This is a genomic window from Streptomyces sp. NPDC055400 (assembly GCF_053644375.1).
The window spans coordinates 62,127-77,429 of record NZ_JBSHLM010000017.1; the positions used below are offsets into that span (position 1 = coordinate 62,127).

Genomic DNA, 15,303 nt, shown 5'->3' on the forward strand with positions numbered 1-15,303 from the left:
TCTTCCGCACCGGGAGAGGACCCCGTGGTGCAGTTATGTGCCTTCATGCTGCATGCTGGGCACTTCACCAGGCCATGAAGGTTACGGAGCGGCGCCATGACTACTGGTACTCGGGGCTTCCCGGACATCTCCATCAGCACGGACCGGCTGGTGCTGCGCGCCCTCGAGGAGGACGACGCCCCCGCCCTCGCCGAGATGATGAACGACGAGATGGTCGCCGCCTGGACCTCCGTGCCCCAGCCCTTCACCGAGGACCAGGCCCGCACCTGGATCACCCGGTACGCCCCCACCGAGCGCATCGCCGGCCGCGGCCTCGACCTGGCCGTCACCGAGTTCCTCACCCAGCGCCTGGTCGGCATCGTCCAGCTCGGCAAGACGAACTGGCACGTGGGCTCCACCGAGCTGTCCTACATCATCGCGCCCTGGGCCCGCGGCGAGGGCTACGCGTCCGAGGCGGCGCTCGCCACCGCCCGCTGGCTCTTCCGCGAGCAGGGCCTCGAGCGCCTTGAGCTGCGCACCGCGGCCGACAACACCGCCTCCCAGCAGGTCGCCCAGAAGATCGGCTGCATCAGCGAGGGCGTCCTGCGCAACGCGTGCATAGCGCGCACCCGTACCGAGGACGGCGGCTGGGAGGACCTGCGGACCGACTTCATCGTGTGGAGCCTGCTGCCCGAGGACCTCGACGGCGTCTCCGACGAGTTCGCCGAAACCAGTGGATACACGTCCTTCTCGGACTGGAACTGACCCCCAAGGTCGCACCCAGGTACACCAGGTACGCTCACCGAGCCCGTTCGACCCGCAAGAACCCCCAGGAGACTGACACGATGGCCGACCGGGTCACGGTGATCGGCTGGGACGGCTCGCCCCTGACCGCGGCGGCACGCTCCGCGCTCGGCGCCGCCACCCTCGTGGCGGGCGCGGGCCACCACCTCGCGCTTCCCGAGGTGCCGGGCCGCGCCGAGCGGATCAGGCTCGGCAGCGTGGCGCTCGCCGCCCGCCGCATCGCCGCCCACCGCGGCACCGCCGTCGTCCTCGCCGACGGAGACCCCGGCTTCTTCGGCGTCGTACGCACGCTGCGCGCGCGCGAGTTCGGCCTCGAGGTCGAAGTGGTCCCCGCCGTCTCCTCCGTGGCCCAGGCGTTCGCCCGCGCCGGCATGCCCTGGGACGACGCCCAGGTCGTCGTCGCCCACCGCCGCACCCTGCGCCGCGCCGTCAACGTCTGCCGCGCCCACCCGAAGGTCGCCGTCCTCACCTCGCCCGGAGCCGGCCCCGCCGAGCTCGGACTGCTCCTCGAAGGCGTCCACCGCACGTTCGTCATCTGCGAGGAACTCGGCACCGACCGCGAGCGGGTCACCGTCGTGACCAGCGACAAGGCAGCCGATCACACCTGGCGTGACCCGAACGTCGTCATCGTCATCGGCGGCCCCACGACCCCGTCCGGCGAAAGCGCCTGGCTCGCCGCAGGCGCCCCCTCGGCCGGCCTGCGCGGCTGGGCCCTTCCCGCCGCAGCGTACGGCGGCGGCCTCGGCGAGGGCGAGACCGAGCCCTTGCGCGCGGCTCAACTCGCCCGCACCGGACCGCGCGTGGGCGACCTCGTCTGGGACATCGGCTGCGGCAGCGGAGCCTTCACCGCGGAGGCCGCCCGCTTCGGCGCCGCCGTCATCGCCGTCGACCGCGACCCCGACGCCTGCGCCCGCACCCTCGCCACCGCCCGCCGCTTCGGCGTGCAGCCGCAGATCGTGCACGGCACGGCGCCCCACATCCTCGAAGACCTGCCCGAACCCGATGTCGTTCGCATCGGGGGCGAGGGAGCGGCCGTCGTCTCCGCCGTCGCGGACCGGCGTCCCGAGCGCATCGTGACGCACGCCGCGACACGCGATGCCGCCGAACTCATCGGCAGGGACCTGACGGAGCACGGCTACCGGGTCGAGTGCTCGCTGCTGCAGTCCGTCGAGCTGGACACTCGTGCCTGGACCGAGAAGGAGCGGACCGTGGGGTTCCTGCTCTCCGGGGAGTTGCCCGACCGCAACCCGTGACCCCGTCGCTCCGGGGCGCGCGGTAGGCTGGCCGATCGTTGTACTGCACCCGGACGTCCGGCATTCCGTCGGTCAATGTCCGGAAAACGCGCCACTTTTGGGGCGCGTGTGGTACGGCAGGACCGGAGGACGCGCAACGTGGCGCAGTCCACAGCGGGCCGTGCCCGATCCAGGTGCGGTGGCAGCCGGCCGACCGGGACAATACCTGTTGTCCTCAGCCGGCTCGTGCCGCACGGCACTCACGCTCGTTCTTCATGACGGGCGGTCGGTGCGCCGCTCCGGTCACTGGGGTCGCATCCCCGGCCGAAGGCCGGGGGCTGCCGAAGAAGCACTAACCGATGGGCGAGGGGTACGCATGACCGACACCGGCCAGGTTCCGGGCGAGGGGCTGCCGGAGAACGCAGGCACGGTGGAACAGCCGGGCGTCCCCGCCCCGGGTGCGTACACCTTCCTCGACCCCTCCGAAACCCCCACCGAAGACGACGATCTGCTGCTGATGCCGGGTTCGCAGGGCGCCTGGGGCGAGCCGCAGGCCGCCCCGATGCCCGCCCCGCACGAGCCGGGCCCGCACGAGACGGCGGGCCGGGACAGCGGCCAGGTCGACCTGAACGGCGTCCGGGTGCCGGGGCCCTCGCCCGCCCCGCACCCCGGGCCCGCGCGTCGCCCGCTGCACATGGGCCCGCCGGTGCCGGACGGCACGGGCAGCCCCGTCCGCTCGCTCGCCGACCGCGGCCCCGCGCACACACCGCCGCACCCCATGCCGGTACGTCAGGCGGGCCCGCCCGCCACGGAGCCCGAGTACCTCGACATCCCGCGCGACGAGACGGGCGCCCCGGCGCCGCAGCTCGGCGAGATCCCGCCGGGTGGCGCCCCTGCCTGGGACGCACAGGAGCCGCAGCAGGTCTTCGAGGCGCCCGCCGCGGAGGTCGCGCAGGAGCTCGCACCAGAGGCCGCAGCAGAAACGGTCGTCCCGGACGCCACTCCTGTCGCACCGGCCGCCCCGACGCAGCAGACCGTCGGCGACGCCCCCGTGTTCGCCCAGGCGCCGCAGCATCCGCAGGACGTGCATGCCGCGCAGGCCGAGCCGGCTGAGCTGACGCCGGAGGCCTTGGCGGCCCCGGCCCCGGAGTCCGCCGTTCCCGAAGAGGTGCCGGTGTACGCCGCGGCTCCCGACGGTGGCCTGTTCGCCGAGGAGCAGGCCGCGCCGGCCGAGTACGCCGTCGACTACTCCTCCGCTCCGAACGGCGTGCAGTTCGCGCCGGTCGCGCAGGGCCCCGAGGGCGCGCAGTTCGCGGTGCAGCCCGAGCCGGTGGGTGCCTATGCGGGGCAGCAGCAGATGGCCGCGCACCCCGGTGAGCTGCCAGTCGACCCGCACTCCGGCCAGTTCGCCATGGCGCCCGAGGCGGGCCAGGGCCGGCACTTCCCGGAGGCACCCGCCGAGGGTCCGGCGGACCAGCCGCCGCAGCCGCTCGGCCAGTTCGTGCCCGTAGAGGGGAACATCCCCACCACGCCGCACCTGGCGCCGACGCCGCCGCAGCACATGGTCGTGCCGCCGCTGCCCGAGCCCGCGGCCGAGCAGCCCGCACCGGCGGCGCCCGCCGCCCCGGCCCCCGTCCTCATCGAGGAGACCCCCGAAACACCCGCCGCGGACCAGGTCCCCCAAGAGCAAGAAGCACACGAAGTCCACGTGGTACCCGAGACACACGAAGCGCACGCGACGAACGACGCGGCGCACGCGATGAACGAAGCGCACGCGATGAACGAGCCGCAGCCGACGCACGAGGCCGCTGCGACCCCCGAGGCCACCGAGCTCTCCGGGACCGCTGAGGTGCCCGAGGTGCCCGAGGCGCCCGCCGAGCCCTTGCCCGTACTCCCCGAGGCCGTCGCCGAGACCCCCGCCCCGGCCGAGGCGGACGCGGCGGAGCGCGAGACCGCTCCCGAAGCCGCCGAGCCCGTCACCGCCGAGGCGGAGCAGGCGGTCGTGGAGGCTGAGCCGGAAGCCCTCGTCCCCGCCCCCCGCGAACCCGAGCCCGCCGTCCAGGACATGGCGGACGAGGCCCCCGAGACGCTGCCGGCCCCGGCCGACGACCTCGCGGGCCCGGCCGCTCCCGGCTACGACGAGGCCGAGCGCGAGGCCGTCCTGCGCGTCATGCGCGAGCGCCGCGACATCCGTAACGGCTTCCGCAGCGACCCGATCCCGCACGACGTGCTGCTCCGCGTCCTGGAGGCCGCCCACACGGCGCCGTCCGTCGGCCACTCGCAGCCCTGGGACTTCGTCGTCATCCGCTCCGCGGAGACCCGGCGCACGATGCACGAACTGGCCATGCGCCAGAAGGACGCGTACGCCAAGTCCCTGCCCAAGGGCCGCGCGAAGCAGTTCAAGGAACTGAAGATCGAGGCCATCCTCGACACCCCGGTGAACATCGTCGTCACCGCCGACCCGACGCGCGGCGGCCGCCACACGCTCGGCCGCCACACGCAGCCGCAGATGGCCCCGTACTCTTCCGCGCTCGCGGTCGAGAACCTGTGGCTCGCGGCCCGCGCCGAGGGCCTCGGCGTCGGCTGGGTCAGCTTCTTCGACGAGCGCGAGATGGTCCGCACCCTCGGCCTGCCCGACCACCTCGAGGTCGTCGCCTACCTCTGCGTGGGCTACGTCGACGAGTTCCCGGACGAGCCCGAGCTGATGCAGGCCGGCTGGTCCAAGCGCCGCCCGCTGTCGTGGGTCGTCCACGAGGAGACGTACGGCCGCCGCGCCCTGCCCGGCGAGGACCCGCACGACCTGCTCGCCGAGACCGTCTCCAACATCCGCCCGCTGGACGCCAAGGCGCTCGGCGAGGCGTGGGAGCGGCAGAAGCGGATGACGAAGCCCGCCGGTGCGCTCGGCATGCTGGAGATCATCTCTGCCCAGCTCTCCGGCCTGTCCCGGATGTGCCCGCCCCCGATCCCGGAGCCCGCGGCCGTCGCGATCTTCGCGGGTGACCACGGCGTGCACGCCCAGGGCGTCACCCCGTGGCCGCAGGAGGTCACGGCCCAGATGGTCGCCAACTTCCTGGGCGGCGGCGCGGTCTGCAACGCGTTCGCGAACCAGGTCGGCGCCGAGGTCTGCGTCATCGACGTGGGCGTGGCGAGCGAACTCCCGGCCACCCCGGGCCTGCTGCCCCGCAAGGTCCGTGCCGGCACGTCCGACATGACCACGGGCCCCGCCCTGAGCCGCGAAGACGTCAAGGCGGCCATCGAGGTCGGCATCGAGACGGCCCGCGACCTCGTCGCGGCCGGCAACAAGGCGCTCCTCACCGGCGAGATGGGCATCGCCAACACCACCGCGTCGGCCGCCATGATCTCGGTCTACACGGGCGTCGACCCGTCCGAGGTGACAGGCCGCGGCACGGGCATCAACGACGAGACCCACGCCCGCAAGGTCGAGGTCGTCCGCCGCGCGCTCGACCTCCACCAGCCGGACCCGGCCGACCCGATCGGCGTCCTCGCCGCGGTCGGCGGCCTGGAGCACGCGGCGATGGTCGGCCTCCTCCTGGGCGGCGCGTCGCTGCGGACCCCGGTGATCCTGGACGGCGTCAGCGCCGGAGCGGCCGCCCTGGTCGCCCGCGCCATCGCCCCCGAGGTCCTCGCGGCCTGCATCGCGGGCCACCGCAGCGCGGAGCCCGGCCATGTGGCGGCCCTGAACAAGCTGGGTCTGCGCCCCCTCGTCGACCTGGACCTCCGCCTCGGCGAGGGCACGGGAGCACTCCTCGCCCTGCCGATCGTCCAGAGCGCGGCCCGTGCCATGCACGAGGTGGCGACGTTCGACTCGGCGGGCGTCACGGAGAAGTAGCAGGGCCGGGGGCGGCAGCCCTCGTGGCCGCAGGGGCGGGCCGGGACAGGGGTCCCGCCCGCCCCGTACGCTGAACCCGCACGTCAAAGGGCCGCTCCAGCGCCGAAGCGAGCCCCGTACAGGCATCACCCGTCACACGCACCACCCGCACGAGGAGCCGCACGCCCATGGCCGCAGAACACCCCGCGTACCCCGTAGGCCTCCGTCTCACCGGCCGCCGCGTAGTCGTACTCGGTGGCGGCCAGGTAGCCCAGCGCCGCCTCCCGGCCCTCATCGCGGCGGGCGCCGACATCCACCTGGTCTCGCCCACCGCGACGCCCTCGGTGGAGGCCATGGCGGACGGCGGTGAACTCACCTGGTCGCGGCGCCCGTACGCGGACGGAGACCTCGCCGACGCCTGGTACGCCCTCATCGCCACCGGCGACCGCACCGCGAACGAGGCGGCCTCCGCCGAGGCCGAGCGCCACCGCGTCTGGTGCGTCCGCTCCGACGACGCCGACGCGGCCACCGCCTGGACACCGGCGACCGGCCGCTCCGAAGGCGTCACGGTCGCCGTCCTGACCACCGACGCCGCCGGCCGCGACCCCCGCCACACGGCGGCCGTGCGCGACGCGATCGTCGAGGGACTGCGTGACGGCACGCTCGTCGCCCCGCACCACCGCAAGCGCACCACCGGCGTCTCCCTGGTCGGCGGCGGACCCGGCGACCCCGACCTGATCACGGTCCGCGGCCGTCGCCTCCTCGCCGAGGCGGACGTCGTCATCGCGGACCGGCTCGGCCCCCGCGACCTGCTCGACGAACTCCCGCCGCACGTCGAGGTGATCGACGCGGCGAAGATCCCGTACGGCCGCTACATGGCCCAGGAGGCCATCAACAACGCGCTCATCGAGCACGCCAAGCAGGGCAAGGCCGTCGTACGCCTCAAGGGCGGCGACCCGTACGTCTTCGGCCGCGGCATGGAAGAGGCCATCGCGCTGGAGGCCGAGGGCATCCCGTACACGGTCGTCCCCGGCATCTCCAGCTCGATCTCCGTCCCCGGCGCGGCCGGCATCCCGGTCACCCACCGCGGCGTCGCCCATGAGTTCACCGTGGTCAGCGGTCATGTCGCGCCCGACGACGAGCGCTCGCTCGTCGACTGGCCCGCCCTCGCCCAGCTGCGCGGCACCCTCGTCGTCCTGATGGGCGTCGACAAGATCGGCAGGATCGCCGAGACCCTCATCGCGCACGGCAAGTCCGCGCAGACGCCGGTCGCCCTGGTCCAGGAGGGCACCACGGCCGCCCAGCGCCGCGTGGACGCGACCCTGGAGACGGTCGAGGACGCCGTCCGCACGCACGAGGTGCGGCCCCCGGCCGTCATCGTCATCGGCGACGTCGTCGCGGTGGGCCCGCAGCACACCGCGTGACCCGTCACGAACCCCCACACGTAACCAGCGGTAACAGAACTCGCTCCGAGCCGTTGGCACCGCACCCAGGACAAGGCAGTATCAACCTGTGGCTGAAGCTCAAGGTCTCATCACCATCGAAGATCCCGACGACCCGCGCCTGCGCGACTACACGGGCCTGACCGACGTCGAGCTCCGCCGCAGGCGCGAGCCCGCCGAGGGCCTGTTCATCGCCGAGGGCGAGAAGGTGATCAGACGGGCCAAGCAGGCCGGGTACGAGATGCGGTCCATGCTGCTCTCGGCCAAGTGGGTCGACGTCATGCGCGACGTCATCGACGAGGTCCCGGCCCCGGTCTACGCCGTGAGCCCGGACCTCGCCGAACGCGTCACCGGCTACCACGTGCACCGCGGCGCCCTCGCCTCGATGCAGCGCAAGCCGCTCCCGACCGCCGGCGAACTCCTCGCCACGCAGCGCCGCGTCGTCGTCATGGAAGCGGTGAACGACCACACGAACATCGGCGCCATCTTCCGCAGCGCGGCAGCGCTCGGCATGGATGCGGTCCTGCTCTCCCCGGACTGCGCCGACCCGCTCTACCGCCGCTCGGTGAAGGTCTCCATGGGCGCGGTCTTCTCCGTCCCGTACGCGCGCCTCGAATCCTGGCCCAAGTCCCTGGAGTCGGTGCGCGAGGCGGGCTTCAGCCTGCTCGCGCTCACCCCCGACGAGAAGGCGAAGAGCCTCGACGAGGCGGCCCCCCACAAGATGGACCGCGTGGCCCTGATGCTCGGCGCCGAGGGCGACGGCCTCTCCACCCAGGCCCTGGTCGCCGCCGACGAATGGGTCCGCATCCCGATGGCCCACGGCGTCGACTCGCTCAACGTGGGAGCGGCGGCCGCCGTCGCGTTCTACGCGGTGGCCACCGGCCGCCCCCAGTCCTGACCTCGCAACCTCAGAGGTAGGGACGGGGCAGGGTCTCCTGCGCGTGCACGCCGTCGCGCGGCTCACCGAGCCCGCGCGACGGCCCCTGGCAGCCCTGCGCCGCCGCGATCCCCAGTGCCACGAGCAGCGTCACCACCACGAACACGAACAACCGCTGGCGCAGCAGCCGCGGATTGGCGGGCCGGCGCTTCCCGGTCCCCGTCGTACGCGGCCCCTGCCGCCCGCCGTTGCTGCGGGGCGCGGGGCGCGAGCCCGAACGCGTCGTGTTGCGGGGCGTACCCGGGCGCGTGTTGCTGCCGGTCCGTGAGGAGCCGTTGCTCGGCCGCGGCGGGGGAGTGCCCTGCGGTGCCCGGCGCTGCGTGCGCTGCTCCGTGTACTGCTCGGTGAGCCGGCCCGTGGGCCGGTCGGTGTCGGCGCGCGGGCCGGGCGGCCTGGCGTCGCCGAGGCCATGCGCCTCGCGCGCCGCGATCTCCTTGAGCCGCAGCGACAGTTGAAGCGTGCTGGGCCGCTCCCCGGGGTCCTTGGCCAGGCACGCCCGGATCAGCGGGGACAACGCGTCCGGTACGCCGTGCAGCTGGGCCTCCTCGTGCACGACCCGGTAGAGCATCACTTCGGAACTGCCGTGCCCGAAGGGCGAGTCGGCCATCGCGGCGTACGCGAGGGTGGCGCCGAGCGCGAAGACGTCCGTGGCGGGCGTGACGGCCGCGCCCCGCACCTGCTCGGGAGCGAGGAACCCGGGGGAGCCGACCGCCGTCCCGACGTGGGTGAGCGTGGAGGCGCCGGTCGCCCAGGCGATGCCGAAGTCGATGATGCGCGGGCCCTTGGGCGACAGCAGGATGTTCGACGGCTTGAGGTCGCGGTGCACGACGCCCGCCTCGTGCACGGCGACGAGCCCCTCGGAGAGCGCCGCACCGACCGAGGCCACGTCGGAGGCGGCCAGCGGCCCCTCCTCCGCGACCTTGTCGTGCAACGAGGGCCCGGGAACGTACTGGGTGGCGAACCACGGCTTGTCCGTGTCGAGATCGGCCGCGACCAGGCGGGCCGTGCAGCCGCCCCTGATCCTGCGGGCCGCGGAGACCTCACGCGCGAAGCGCGACCTGAACTCCTGGTCCTCCGCCAGATCGGGCCGGATCACCTTCAACGCCACTCGCTGGCCACGGCGGTCGGAGCCCAGATAGACGACGCCCATCCCGCCCGCGCCGAGCCGCCGGTGAATCCTGAACGAGCCGACGACACGCGGGTCCTCGCGCCTCAGGCGCATCATCGCCATGTCCATCCCCGCTGCCCGGTCCGTTTGACGAGCGACAGCTTACGTTTCCGCGGCCGGGTGCGCGCATAGGCCGCGCCCTCGCGATCCGATCGATTGTCAGTGCCCGGTGGGAAACTTGAGAGGTGGTCAGGGAAAGCGGGAGCGGTGCGGCCCGCGGCTGCCCTGGTCGCCAACCATCCGTCGTTGAAGGGGGATTGGGCCTGTGAAGGGTGACCGAGTGGAGATAGTCGTGGACGCGGGGGACACGACGCGCACGTACGAGGTGGTGGCGAGCCGGGCGGGCCGCCGGGTCGAGACGGCGGTCCGCAGGGGCGTGGTGGAAGTGAGCGAAGTCACCCGCTCCGGCTCTGTCGTGCGTACGGCGCGATTCATGGCGACCCGGGTGCTCGCCCTGGTCGAGCAGCCGGTACCCAGGGAGGAGCCCTCGGAGGCGGCGGCCCGCGCCGGGCGTCCCCTCCGGGAAGACCCCGAGACCTAGACCGCGACCTAGGTCCTCTTCTCCACCCTGGGGAGTAGGCGAGACGGCGGCGGTCATCCTCCGGGAGGCCCGGCAATCGGTACGAGGGCATGACGACCGTGGCTCCTGACACGCCTAGATTTGAGGTCAAGCGGCGGGTGCAAGCACTCGTCCCCCGAGGTCAGGTACCCGCCGCTGCCAAACCGAAGATCTTGACCGGGAGAGGAACCATGGCGGACACGGCACCGCGGACAATGGTCCGCACGCAGGGACGCAGGGCATTCGCCGCGTTCGGCGGCCGTCGTTCCGAGCGCCGTCACCCCTTGGTGGCGACGGCCATGGTTCTTCCCCTGGCGGCCCTGCTCGTAGTCGTTTTCGGCGGCTGGGAAGCGGTGGTCACACAAGCGTCGTCCGTGGGCGTGATGCTGGGGCGCTGAGCGGCGCCCCAGGCCCGGAAGAGCGGTCCGGGCGGGGACATCCGGCCATGAAACCCCGTGGGGACGGGGGTGCGGCGGACGGCACATGATGGCCGCGCAGCTGGGGAGCTGCGCGGCCATTGTTCTGCCCGCGTACCGGTGAGTCCCACCGGCCGGATGCTGCGTACGCTCGCGGTGACACCACCCGGGGGGAACCACCGATGACCGCACCCGTCCTGCTGTCCGCACTCACCGCCACGGCACGCGGCGCGGCGCACCGCACGCCGGGGCCCTGCGCCTGCCCGGCACCAGGGGCCGTACTCGCCGACCGCGCGGACGGGACGGTCGTCCGCCACGGAGACATCGTCGCCAAGGCCCACGCCCCGGGCACGGACCCCGCCGAGCTCAACGCCCGCCTCGCGGCGGCGGCCGCGCTCCCCGACGTCCTGCTCCCGCCGCTCACGCCGGTCGCGGCGGATCTGCACGAACGGCTCGTCACGTTCTGGCCGCACGGCAGCCCCGTGGACCCCGACGCCCCTGAACACGCGCCGTGGGAGGACGCGGCCACGCTCCTGGCCCGCCTCCACGCGGTGCCCGTGGCGGAACTCCCGGGCCCGCTCCCGCCGATGCGCGGCCCGGTCAAGGCGGCCCTCGCCGTCGCGCGACTCCTGGCCGCCGGCCCTCACCCGGCCTCCGCCCCGATCCTGCGCGCCTGGTCGGGCCTGCCGCCCTGGGCCCGCGCAGAGACCCCCGGCGGGCACGCGTCGGCCCTGTGCCACGGAGACCTGCACCTCGGCCAGCTCGTCCGCCGCCCCGCCGGCACCGGCCCCTGGCTATTGATCGACGTCGACGACCTCGGCACCGGAGACCCGGCCTGGGACCTCGCGCGCCCCGCCGCGTGGTTCGCGTGCGGCCTGCTTCCGGCACAGGAGTGGACGAGGTTCCTCACCGCGTACCAGGAGGCGGGCGGCGCTCCGTCGCTCCAAGGCGACCCCTGGCCCGCTCTGGACGCCCCGGCCCGCGCCCTCACCGTCCAGACCGCGGCCCTCGCCGTGGCCAAGGCAGCCGCGGCCGGCCGCGTCCTCGACGAGGCCGAGGAGGCGTTGGTCGACGCCTGCGACCGAATGGCAGCGGTACGGGCCGAGTTGGCACACGGCGCCGCGAAGTAGGGTGCAACGGACCGATGCCGGGAAGTGTTCCGGCGAAGAAGTGCCGAACGGCGAGGAGTTGAGCCGACCATGCAGTGCCCCAAGTGTCACGCACCGATGCACACGTACAACCGCAATGGCGTCCAGATCGAGCAGTGCAGCGGCTGCCGGGGGATATTCCTCGACTACGGCGAGCTGGAGTCCCTGACCCGGCTCGAGTCCCAGTGGCAGCAGCAGGTGCCGCCGGCGCCTCCGGCCCCGCAGGCGTACCCGTCGGCCCCGGCCCCGGCCTGGGGTGCCCCGCACCACGGCGGGCACCACGGTCACCACGGCCACCACAAGGGCGGCTTCGGCCGGATGCTCTTCTCCTCCTGAGCCGCCCGGCACATGAAGAAGCCCCCGGCCGAAAGGCTGGGGGCTTCTTGACTGTGCGCGATACTGGGATTGAACCAGTGACCTCTTCCGTGTCAGGGAAGCGCTCTCCCGCTGAGCTAATCGCGCGGGACGGGCCAGACTGTATCAGGACCCGTGAGTCGTACTGCGTGCGCGATACTGGGATTGAACCAGTGACCTCTTCCGTGTCAGGGAAGCGCTCTCCCGCTGAGCTAATCGCGCGGGACGGATCTGATACGAACCGGAGTCCGAAGATCCAGTGCGCGATACTGGGATTGAACCAGTGACCTCTTCCGTGTCAGGGAAGCGCTCTCCCGCTGAGCTAATCGCGCATGGAGGTGGAGACGGGATTTGAACCCGTGTAGACGGCTTTGCAGGCCGTTGCCTCGCCTCTCGGCCACTCCACCAGGAGTGTGGGGGTTCGGGAAGATCCCCCACTTCCTGAGCGGACGACCAGGTTCGAACTGGCGACCTCAACCTTGGCAAGGTTGCGCTCTACCAACTGAGCTACGTCCGCTTGTCGTTTCCGTTTCGCTTGCGCGTCCCGGCGACGTGTTGAACTCTAGCGGATTCCCGGGCCAGTACAAAAACGCGTTTGCGCAGCGTGCTGCGGTGCGACCGCCCCAGGTCACGCGGGGGACACCCGCCATAGACTCGAAGACGTGCGCGACTTCCCTCACGACCTGCCCCCTCTGGCCCGCTTCGGCGGTCTCGTAGCGACCGAGTTGCGCGACGTGACCAGCGATCCCGAGGCCCTGGACTCCACCGGCTTCTGGGCCGTCTCCGCCGACTTCGAGGGCCGTCTGGTGTGCGCCCGCTTCGACTCCGTGCGGGAGGAGCCCGTGCCCGCTCCGGTCCCCGGCGCCTGGCAGGGGCCCGCGGCCGGTGACTGGACGACGTCCCTCGACCGGGCCGCGTACACCGAGGGCGTCCGCAGGATCCGCACCCGTATCGCTGCCGGTGACGTCTACCAGGCCAACCTCTGCCGCGTCCTGTCCGCGCCCCTTCCCCCGGGCGCGGACGTGGACGCCCTCACGGCGCTCCTCGCGCGCGGCAACCCGGCCCCCTACGCGGGGACCATCCGCCTGCCCGCGCACGGCGTGGAGATAGCCACCGCGTCCCCCGAGCTCTTCCTGAGCCGTACCGGGCGGACCGTCGAGTCCGGGCCGATCAAGGGCACGGGCCGCACCGAGGCGGACCTTCTGGAGAAGGACTACGCGGAGAACGTGATGATCGTGGACCTGGTCCGCAACGATCTCGGTCGCGTCTGCGCGACCGGTTCCGTGACCGTCCCGGAGCTGTGTGTGGTCGAGAAGCACCCGGGCCTCGTCCACCTGGTCTCCGCCGTCCGCGGGGAACTGCGCGAAGGTGCCGGCTGGCGCGACCTGCTCGACGCCGCGTTCCCGCCCGGCTCCGTCACCGGAGCGCCCAAGTCCAGCGCCCTGCGCATCATCGATGCCTTGGAGACGGCGCCCCGCGGCCCGTACTGCGGCGGCATCGGCTGGGTCGACGCCGACCGGGGCACCGGCGAGCTGGCCGTCGGCATCCGCACGTTCTGGGCCGACCGGGCCGAGGGCGTCCTGCGGTTCGGCACCGGCGCCGGCATCACCTGGGGCTCCGACCCCGAAGGTGAGTGGCGGGAGACCGAACTGAAGGCTTCCCGGCTGCTGGCGGTAGCGTCGGGTACGTACGAGGACAGCGAAGGGATCCCTACGTGAAGATCTGGCTCGACGGCGCACTGCAGGAACCCGAGGCCGCCCGTGTCTCGGTGTTCGACCACGGCCTGACCGTGGGCGACGGGATTTTCGAGACCGTGAAGTCGGTCGACGGGAAGCCGTTCGCGCTGACCCGCCACCTCGAGCGGCTCGCCCGCTCCGCGCGCGGTCTCGGTCTGGCCGAGCCCGATCTCGACGAGGTGCGCAGGGCCTGCGACGCCGTCCTCGAGGCCAACCCGATGCCGCTCGGCCGGCTGCGGATCACGTACACCGGAGGGCTCTCCCCGCTGGGGTCCGACCGCGGTGAGCACGGGACGACGCTGGTGGTCGCGCTCGGAGAGGCCGTCCGGCGTCCCGACTCCACCGCCACGGTCACGGTCCCGTGGACGCGCAACGAACGCGGCGCGCTCACCGGCCTCAAGACCACCTCGTACGCGGAGAACGTCGTCGCGCTCGCCCGCGCGCGCGAACAGGGCGCCTCCGAGGCGCTGTTCGCCAACACGGTGGGGCAGCTCTGCGAGGGCACGGGGTCGAACGTCTTCGTCGTCCTCGACGGCGAGATCCACACCCCGCCGGTCGCCTCCGGCTGTCTGGCGGGCATCACGCGCGCGCTGGCCGTCGAGTGGACCGGCGCCAAGGAGACCGATCTGCCGCTGGACGTGCTGGAGCGCGCCGACGAGATCTTCCTGACGTCCACGCTGCGCGATGTGCAGGGCGTGCACCGGGTCGACGGACGCGAGCTGCCGGGCGCGCCCGGGCCCGTCACCGCCAAGGCGATGCGTGTCTTCGACGAGCGCGCGGCGGACGACCTCGATCCGTAGTCCGGGCGACTCCTAATCCGGGTGACGGGGTGGTCACAGGGCGGGTAGAACACACCTGATGACCACCACTCTGCGGCCGACCGAGCCGCTTCAGCGCGACGCCGACGGGACGCGGTCACGCCACTACCAGGTGTGTGTGAACAGCCGCCCCGTCGGCGAGCTGCGCCTGGACACTCATCCCGTCTACGGCGAGCGGGTGGCCCGGATCCGTGATCTTCGGATCGACGAGCCGGACCGCGGGCGGGGCCGCGGCACCGTCGCCGCCCTCGCCGCCGAGGAGGTGGCGCGCGGCTGGGGCTGCGGCAGGATCGAGGTCTCGGTCCCCGCACCGGCCGAGCGTGCCCTCGCCCTGGCCACCGCCCTCGGCTACGTCGAGCGCAACCGGAACATGGAGAAGGACCTCCCCGCCGAGCCCTCCGCGCTTCCTGCGGGCAGCGCGGGGCGGCGTATGACCGGCCCCGAGTTCACGGCATGGGAAGCGCATACGCGTGTCGGGTACGTACGCAGCCTGGTCGAGCGCGGTGTCCCGGAAGCCCAGGCGCGCGCCAAGGCCGAGGTCGATCACGCCGCGGCGCTCGGGGAAGGGCTCGCCACGCGGGACACCGTCCTGAGCGTGCTCGAGACGGACGGCGCGGTCGTCGGCACGCTGTGGGTCGCGTTGCGCGGCGAGAGCGCCTACGTCTACGACGTCGAGGTCGCGGCCGAGCACCGAGGGCACGGCCACGGACGCTCGCTGATGTTCCTCGCGGAGGCCGAGTCGCGCGCCGCGGGCGCCGCCCGCCTGGGGCTCAACGTCTTCGCGGGCAACATCCCGGCCGTCCGCCTGTACGAGTCGCTCGGATACCGGGCGACCGAGTTCCACCTGTACAAGCCGCTGCTCTGAGCGGCTCGCGGCAGGG

General features: G+C 73.0%; 13 protein-coding genes and 5 tRNA genes. 12 read left to right on the forward strand and 6 right to left on the reverse strand.

The window, feature by feature from the left end; genetic code table 11:
• Window positions 1-96 precede the first annotated feature (96 nt).
• The 5 genes from ACWIGU_RS35615 to ACWIGU_RS35635 all read left to right on the forward strand — a co-directional run bounded on the left by ACWIGU_RS35615 (window position 97) and on the right by ACWIGU_RS35635 (window position 8,184).
• Window positions 97-744, forward strand: coding sequence for a GNAT family N-acetyltransferase (locus ACWIGU_RS35615; RefSeq protein WP_454405813.1), 648 nt, complete (start codon window positions 97-99; stop codon window positions 742-744).
• Between the two features lie 80 nt (window positions 745-824).
• Window positions 825-2,036, forward strand: coding sequence for a precorrin-6y C5,15-methyltransferase (decarboxylating) subunit CbiE (gene cbiE / locus ACWIGU_RS35620; protein ID WP_454405814.1), 1,212 nt, complete (start codon window positions 825-827; stop codon window positions 2,034-2,036).
• 355 nt (window positions 2,037-2,391) lie between these two features.
• Window positions 2,392-5,865, forward strand: coding sequence for a nicotinate-nucleotide--dimethylbenzimidazole phosphoribosyltransferase (gene cobT, locus ACWIGU_RS35625; RefSeq protein ID WP_454405815.1), 3,474 nt, complete (start codon window positions 2,392-2,394; stop codon window positions 5,863-5,865).
• 167 nt (window positions 5,866-6,032) lie between these two features.
• Window positions 6,033-7,268, forward strand: a complete 1,236-nt coding sequence (cobA, locus tag ACWIGU_RS35630) for a uroporphyrinogen-III C-methyltransferase (RefSeq protein WP_454405816.1) — start codon at window positions 6,033-6,035, stop codon at window positions 7,266-7,268.
• 88 nt (window positions 7,269-7,356) lie between these two features.
• The gene (locus ACWIGU_RS35635; RefSeq protein WP_383093017.1) at window positions 7,357-8,184 is read left to right on the forward strand and encodes a TrmH family RNA methyltransferase; all 828 of its coding nucleotides are present in this window, start codon (window positions 7,357-7,359) and stop codon (window positions 8,182-8,184) included.
• Window positions 8,185-8,194: 10 nt separating this feature from the next.
• On the opposite strand, the gene ACWIGU_RS35640 is transcribed toward ACWIGU_RS35635, so the two are convergent.
• Window positions 8,195-9,460, reverse strand: coding sequence for a serine/threonine-protein kinase (locus ACWIGU_RS35640; RefSeq protein ID WP_454405817.1), 1,266 nt, complete (start codon window positions 9,458-9,460; stop codon window positions 8,195-8,197).
• Window positions 9,461-9,656: 196 nt separating this feature from the next.
• Between ACWIGU_RS35640 and ACWIGU_RS35645 the strand changes: the two genes are divergently transcribed.
• The 4 genes from ACWIGU_RS35645 (at window position 9,657) to ACWIGU_RS35660 (ending at window position 11,850) form a co-directional block, all read left to right on the forward strand.
• A complete protein-coding gene (locus ACWIGU_RS35645; protein ID WP_266668466.1) occupies window positions 9,657-9,932 on the forward strand; it encodes a hypothetical protein in 276 nt (91 codons plus the stop codon).
• 209 nt (window positions 9,933-10,141) lie between these two features.
• The gene (locus tag ACWIGU_RS35650; RefSeq protein WP_116503303.1) at window positions 10,142-10,348 is read left to right on the forward strand and encodes a hypothetical protein; all 207 of its coding nucleotides are present in this window, start codon (window positions 10,142-10,144) and stop codon (window positions 10,346-10,348) included.
• A 200-nt stretch (window positions 10,349-10,548) separates the two neighbouring features.
• Window positions 10,549-11,496, forward strand: coding sequence for a phosphotransferase family protein (locus ACWIGU_RS35655; protein WP_454405818.1), 948 nt, complete (start codon window positions 10,549-10,551; stop codon window positions 11,494-11,496).
• Between the two features lie 69 nt (window positions 11,497-11,565).
• Entirely contained in the window at window positions 11,566-11,850 is a 285-nt protein-coding gene (locus ACWIGU_RS35660) for a TFIIB-type zinc ribbon-containing protein (RefSeq protein ID WP_116503309.1), read from the forward strand.
• Between the two features lie 54 nt (window positions 11,851-11,904).
• On the opposite strand, the gene ACWIGU_RS35665 is transcribed toward ACWIGU_RS35660, so the two are convergent.
• The 5 genes from ACWIGU_RS35665 to ACWIGU_RS35685 form a co-directional block, all read right to left on the reverse strand.
• Window positions 11,905-11,976: transfer RNA gene (locus tag ACWIGU_RS35665), tRNA-Val, on the reverse strand.
• Between the two features lie 42 nt (window positions 11,977-12,018).
• Window positions 12,019-12,090: transfer RNA gene (locus ACWIGU_RS35670), tRNA-Val, on the reverse strand.
• A 38-nt stretch (window positions 12,091-12,128) separates the two neighbouring features.
• A tRNA-Val gene (locus ACWIGU_RS35675) sits at window positions 12,129-12,200 on the reverse strand.
• A 1-nt stretch (window position 12,201) separates the two neighbouring features.
• Window positions 12,202-12,275: transfer RNA gene (locus tag ACWIGU_RS35680), tRNA-Cys, on the reverse strand.
• Between the two features lie 37 nt (window positions 12,276-12,312).
• A tRNA-Gly gene (locus tag ACWIGU_RS35685) sits at window positions 12,313-12,385 on the reverse strand.
• Window positions 12,386-12,530: 145 nt separating this feature from the next.
• On the opposite strand from ACWIGU_RS35685, the gene ACWIGU_RS35690 reads away from it, so the two are divergent.
• The 3 genes from ACWIGU_RS35690 to ACWIGU_RS35700 are packed head-to-tail and all read left to right on the forward strand — an operon-like array spanning window position 12,531 to window position 15,287.
• Window positions 12,531-13,586 carry a chorismate-binding protein gene (locus ACWIGU_RS35690; RefSeq protein WP_454405819.1) on the forward strand — a complete coding sequence of 352 codons (1,056 nt, stop codon included), beginning with the start codon at window positions 12,531-12,533 and terminating at the stop codon, window positions 13,584-13,586.
• Window positions 13,583-14,404, forward strand: a complete 822-nt coding sequence (locus ACWIGU_RS35695; protein WP_454405821.1) for an aminotransferase class IV — start codon at window positions 13,583-13,585, stop codon at window positions 14,402-14,404. The genes ACWIGU_RS35690 and ACWIGU_RS35695 overlap by 4 nt, the downstream gene beginning before the upstream one ends.
• 58 nt (window positions 14,405-14,462) lie before the next feature.
• On the forward strand, window positions 14,463-15,287 hold the full coding sequence (locus ACWIGU_RS35700) for a GNAT family N-acetyltransferase (protein WP_454405822.1): 825 nt from the start codon (window positions 14,463-14,465) through the stop codon (window positions 15,285-15,287).
• Window positions 15,288-15,303 lie beyond the last annotated feature (16 nt).

What these genes read in the sequence shown, in the direction of transcription:
- ACWIGU_RS35640 (WP_454405817.1), bottom strand. Translation starts at nt 9,460, where the DNA reads ATGGACATGGCGATGATGCGCCTGAGGCGCGAGGACCCGCGTGTCGTC.
- ACWIGU_RS35650 (WP_116503303.1), top strand. Translation starts at nt 10,142, where the DNA reads ATGGCGGACACGGCACCGCGGACAATGGTCCGCACGCAGGGACGCAGG.
- ACWIGU_RS35655 (WP_454405818.1), top strand. Translation starts at nt 10,549, where the DNA reads ATGACCGCACCCGTCCTGCTGTCCGCACTCACCGCCACGGCACGCGGC.
- ACWIGU_RS35700 (WP_454405822.1), top strand. Translation starts at nt 14,463, where the DNA reads ATGACCACCACTCTGCGGCCGACCGAGCCGCTTCAGCGCGACGCCGAC.
- ACWIGU_RS35615 (WP_454405813.1), top strand. Translation starts at nt 97, where the DNA reads ATGACTACTGGTACTCGGGGCTTCCCGGACATCTCCATCAGCACGGAC.
- cbiE (WP_454405814.1), top strand. Translation starts at nt 825, where the DNA reads ATGGCCGACCGGGTCACGGTGATCGGCTGGGACGGCTCGCCCCTGACC.
- cobA (WP_454405816.1), top strand. Translation starts at nt 6,033, where the DNA reads ATGGCCGCAGAACACCCCGCGTACCCCGTAGGCCTCCGTCTCACCGGC.
- ACWIGU_RS35660 (WP_116503309.1), top strand. Translation starts at nt 11,566, where the DNA reads ATGCAGTGCCCCAAGTGTCACGCACCGATGCACACGTACAACCGCAAT.
- cobT (WP_454405815.1), top strand. Translation starts at nt 2,392, where the DNA reads ATGACCGACACCGGCCAGGTTCCGGGCGAGGGGCTGCCGGAGAACGCA.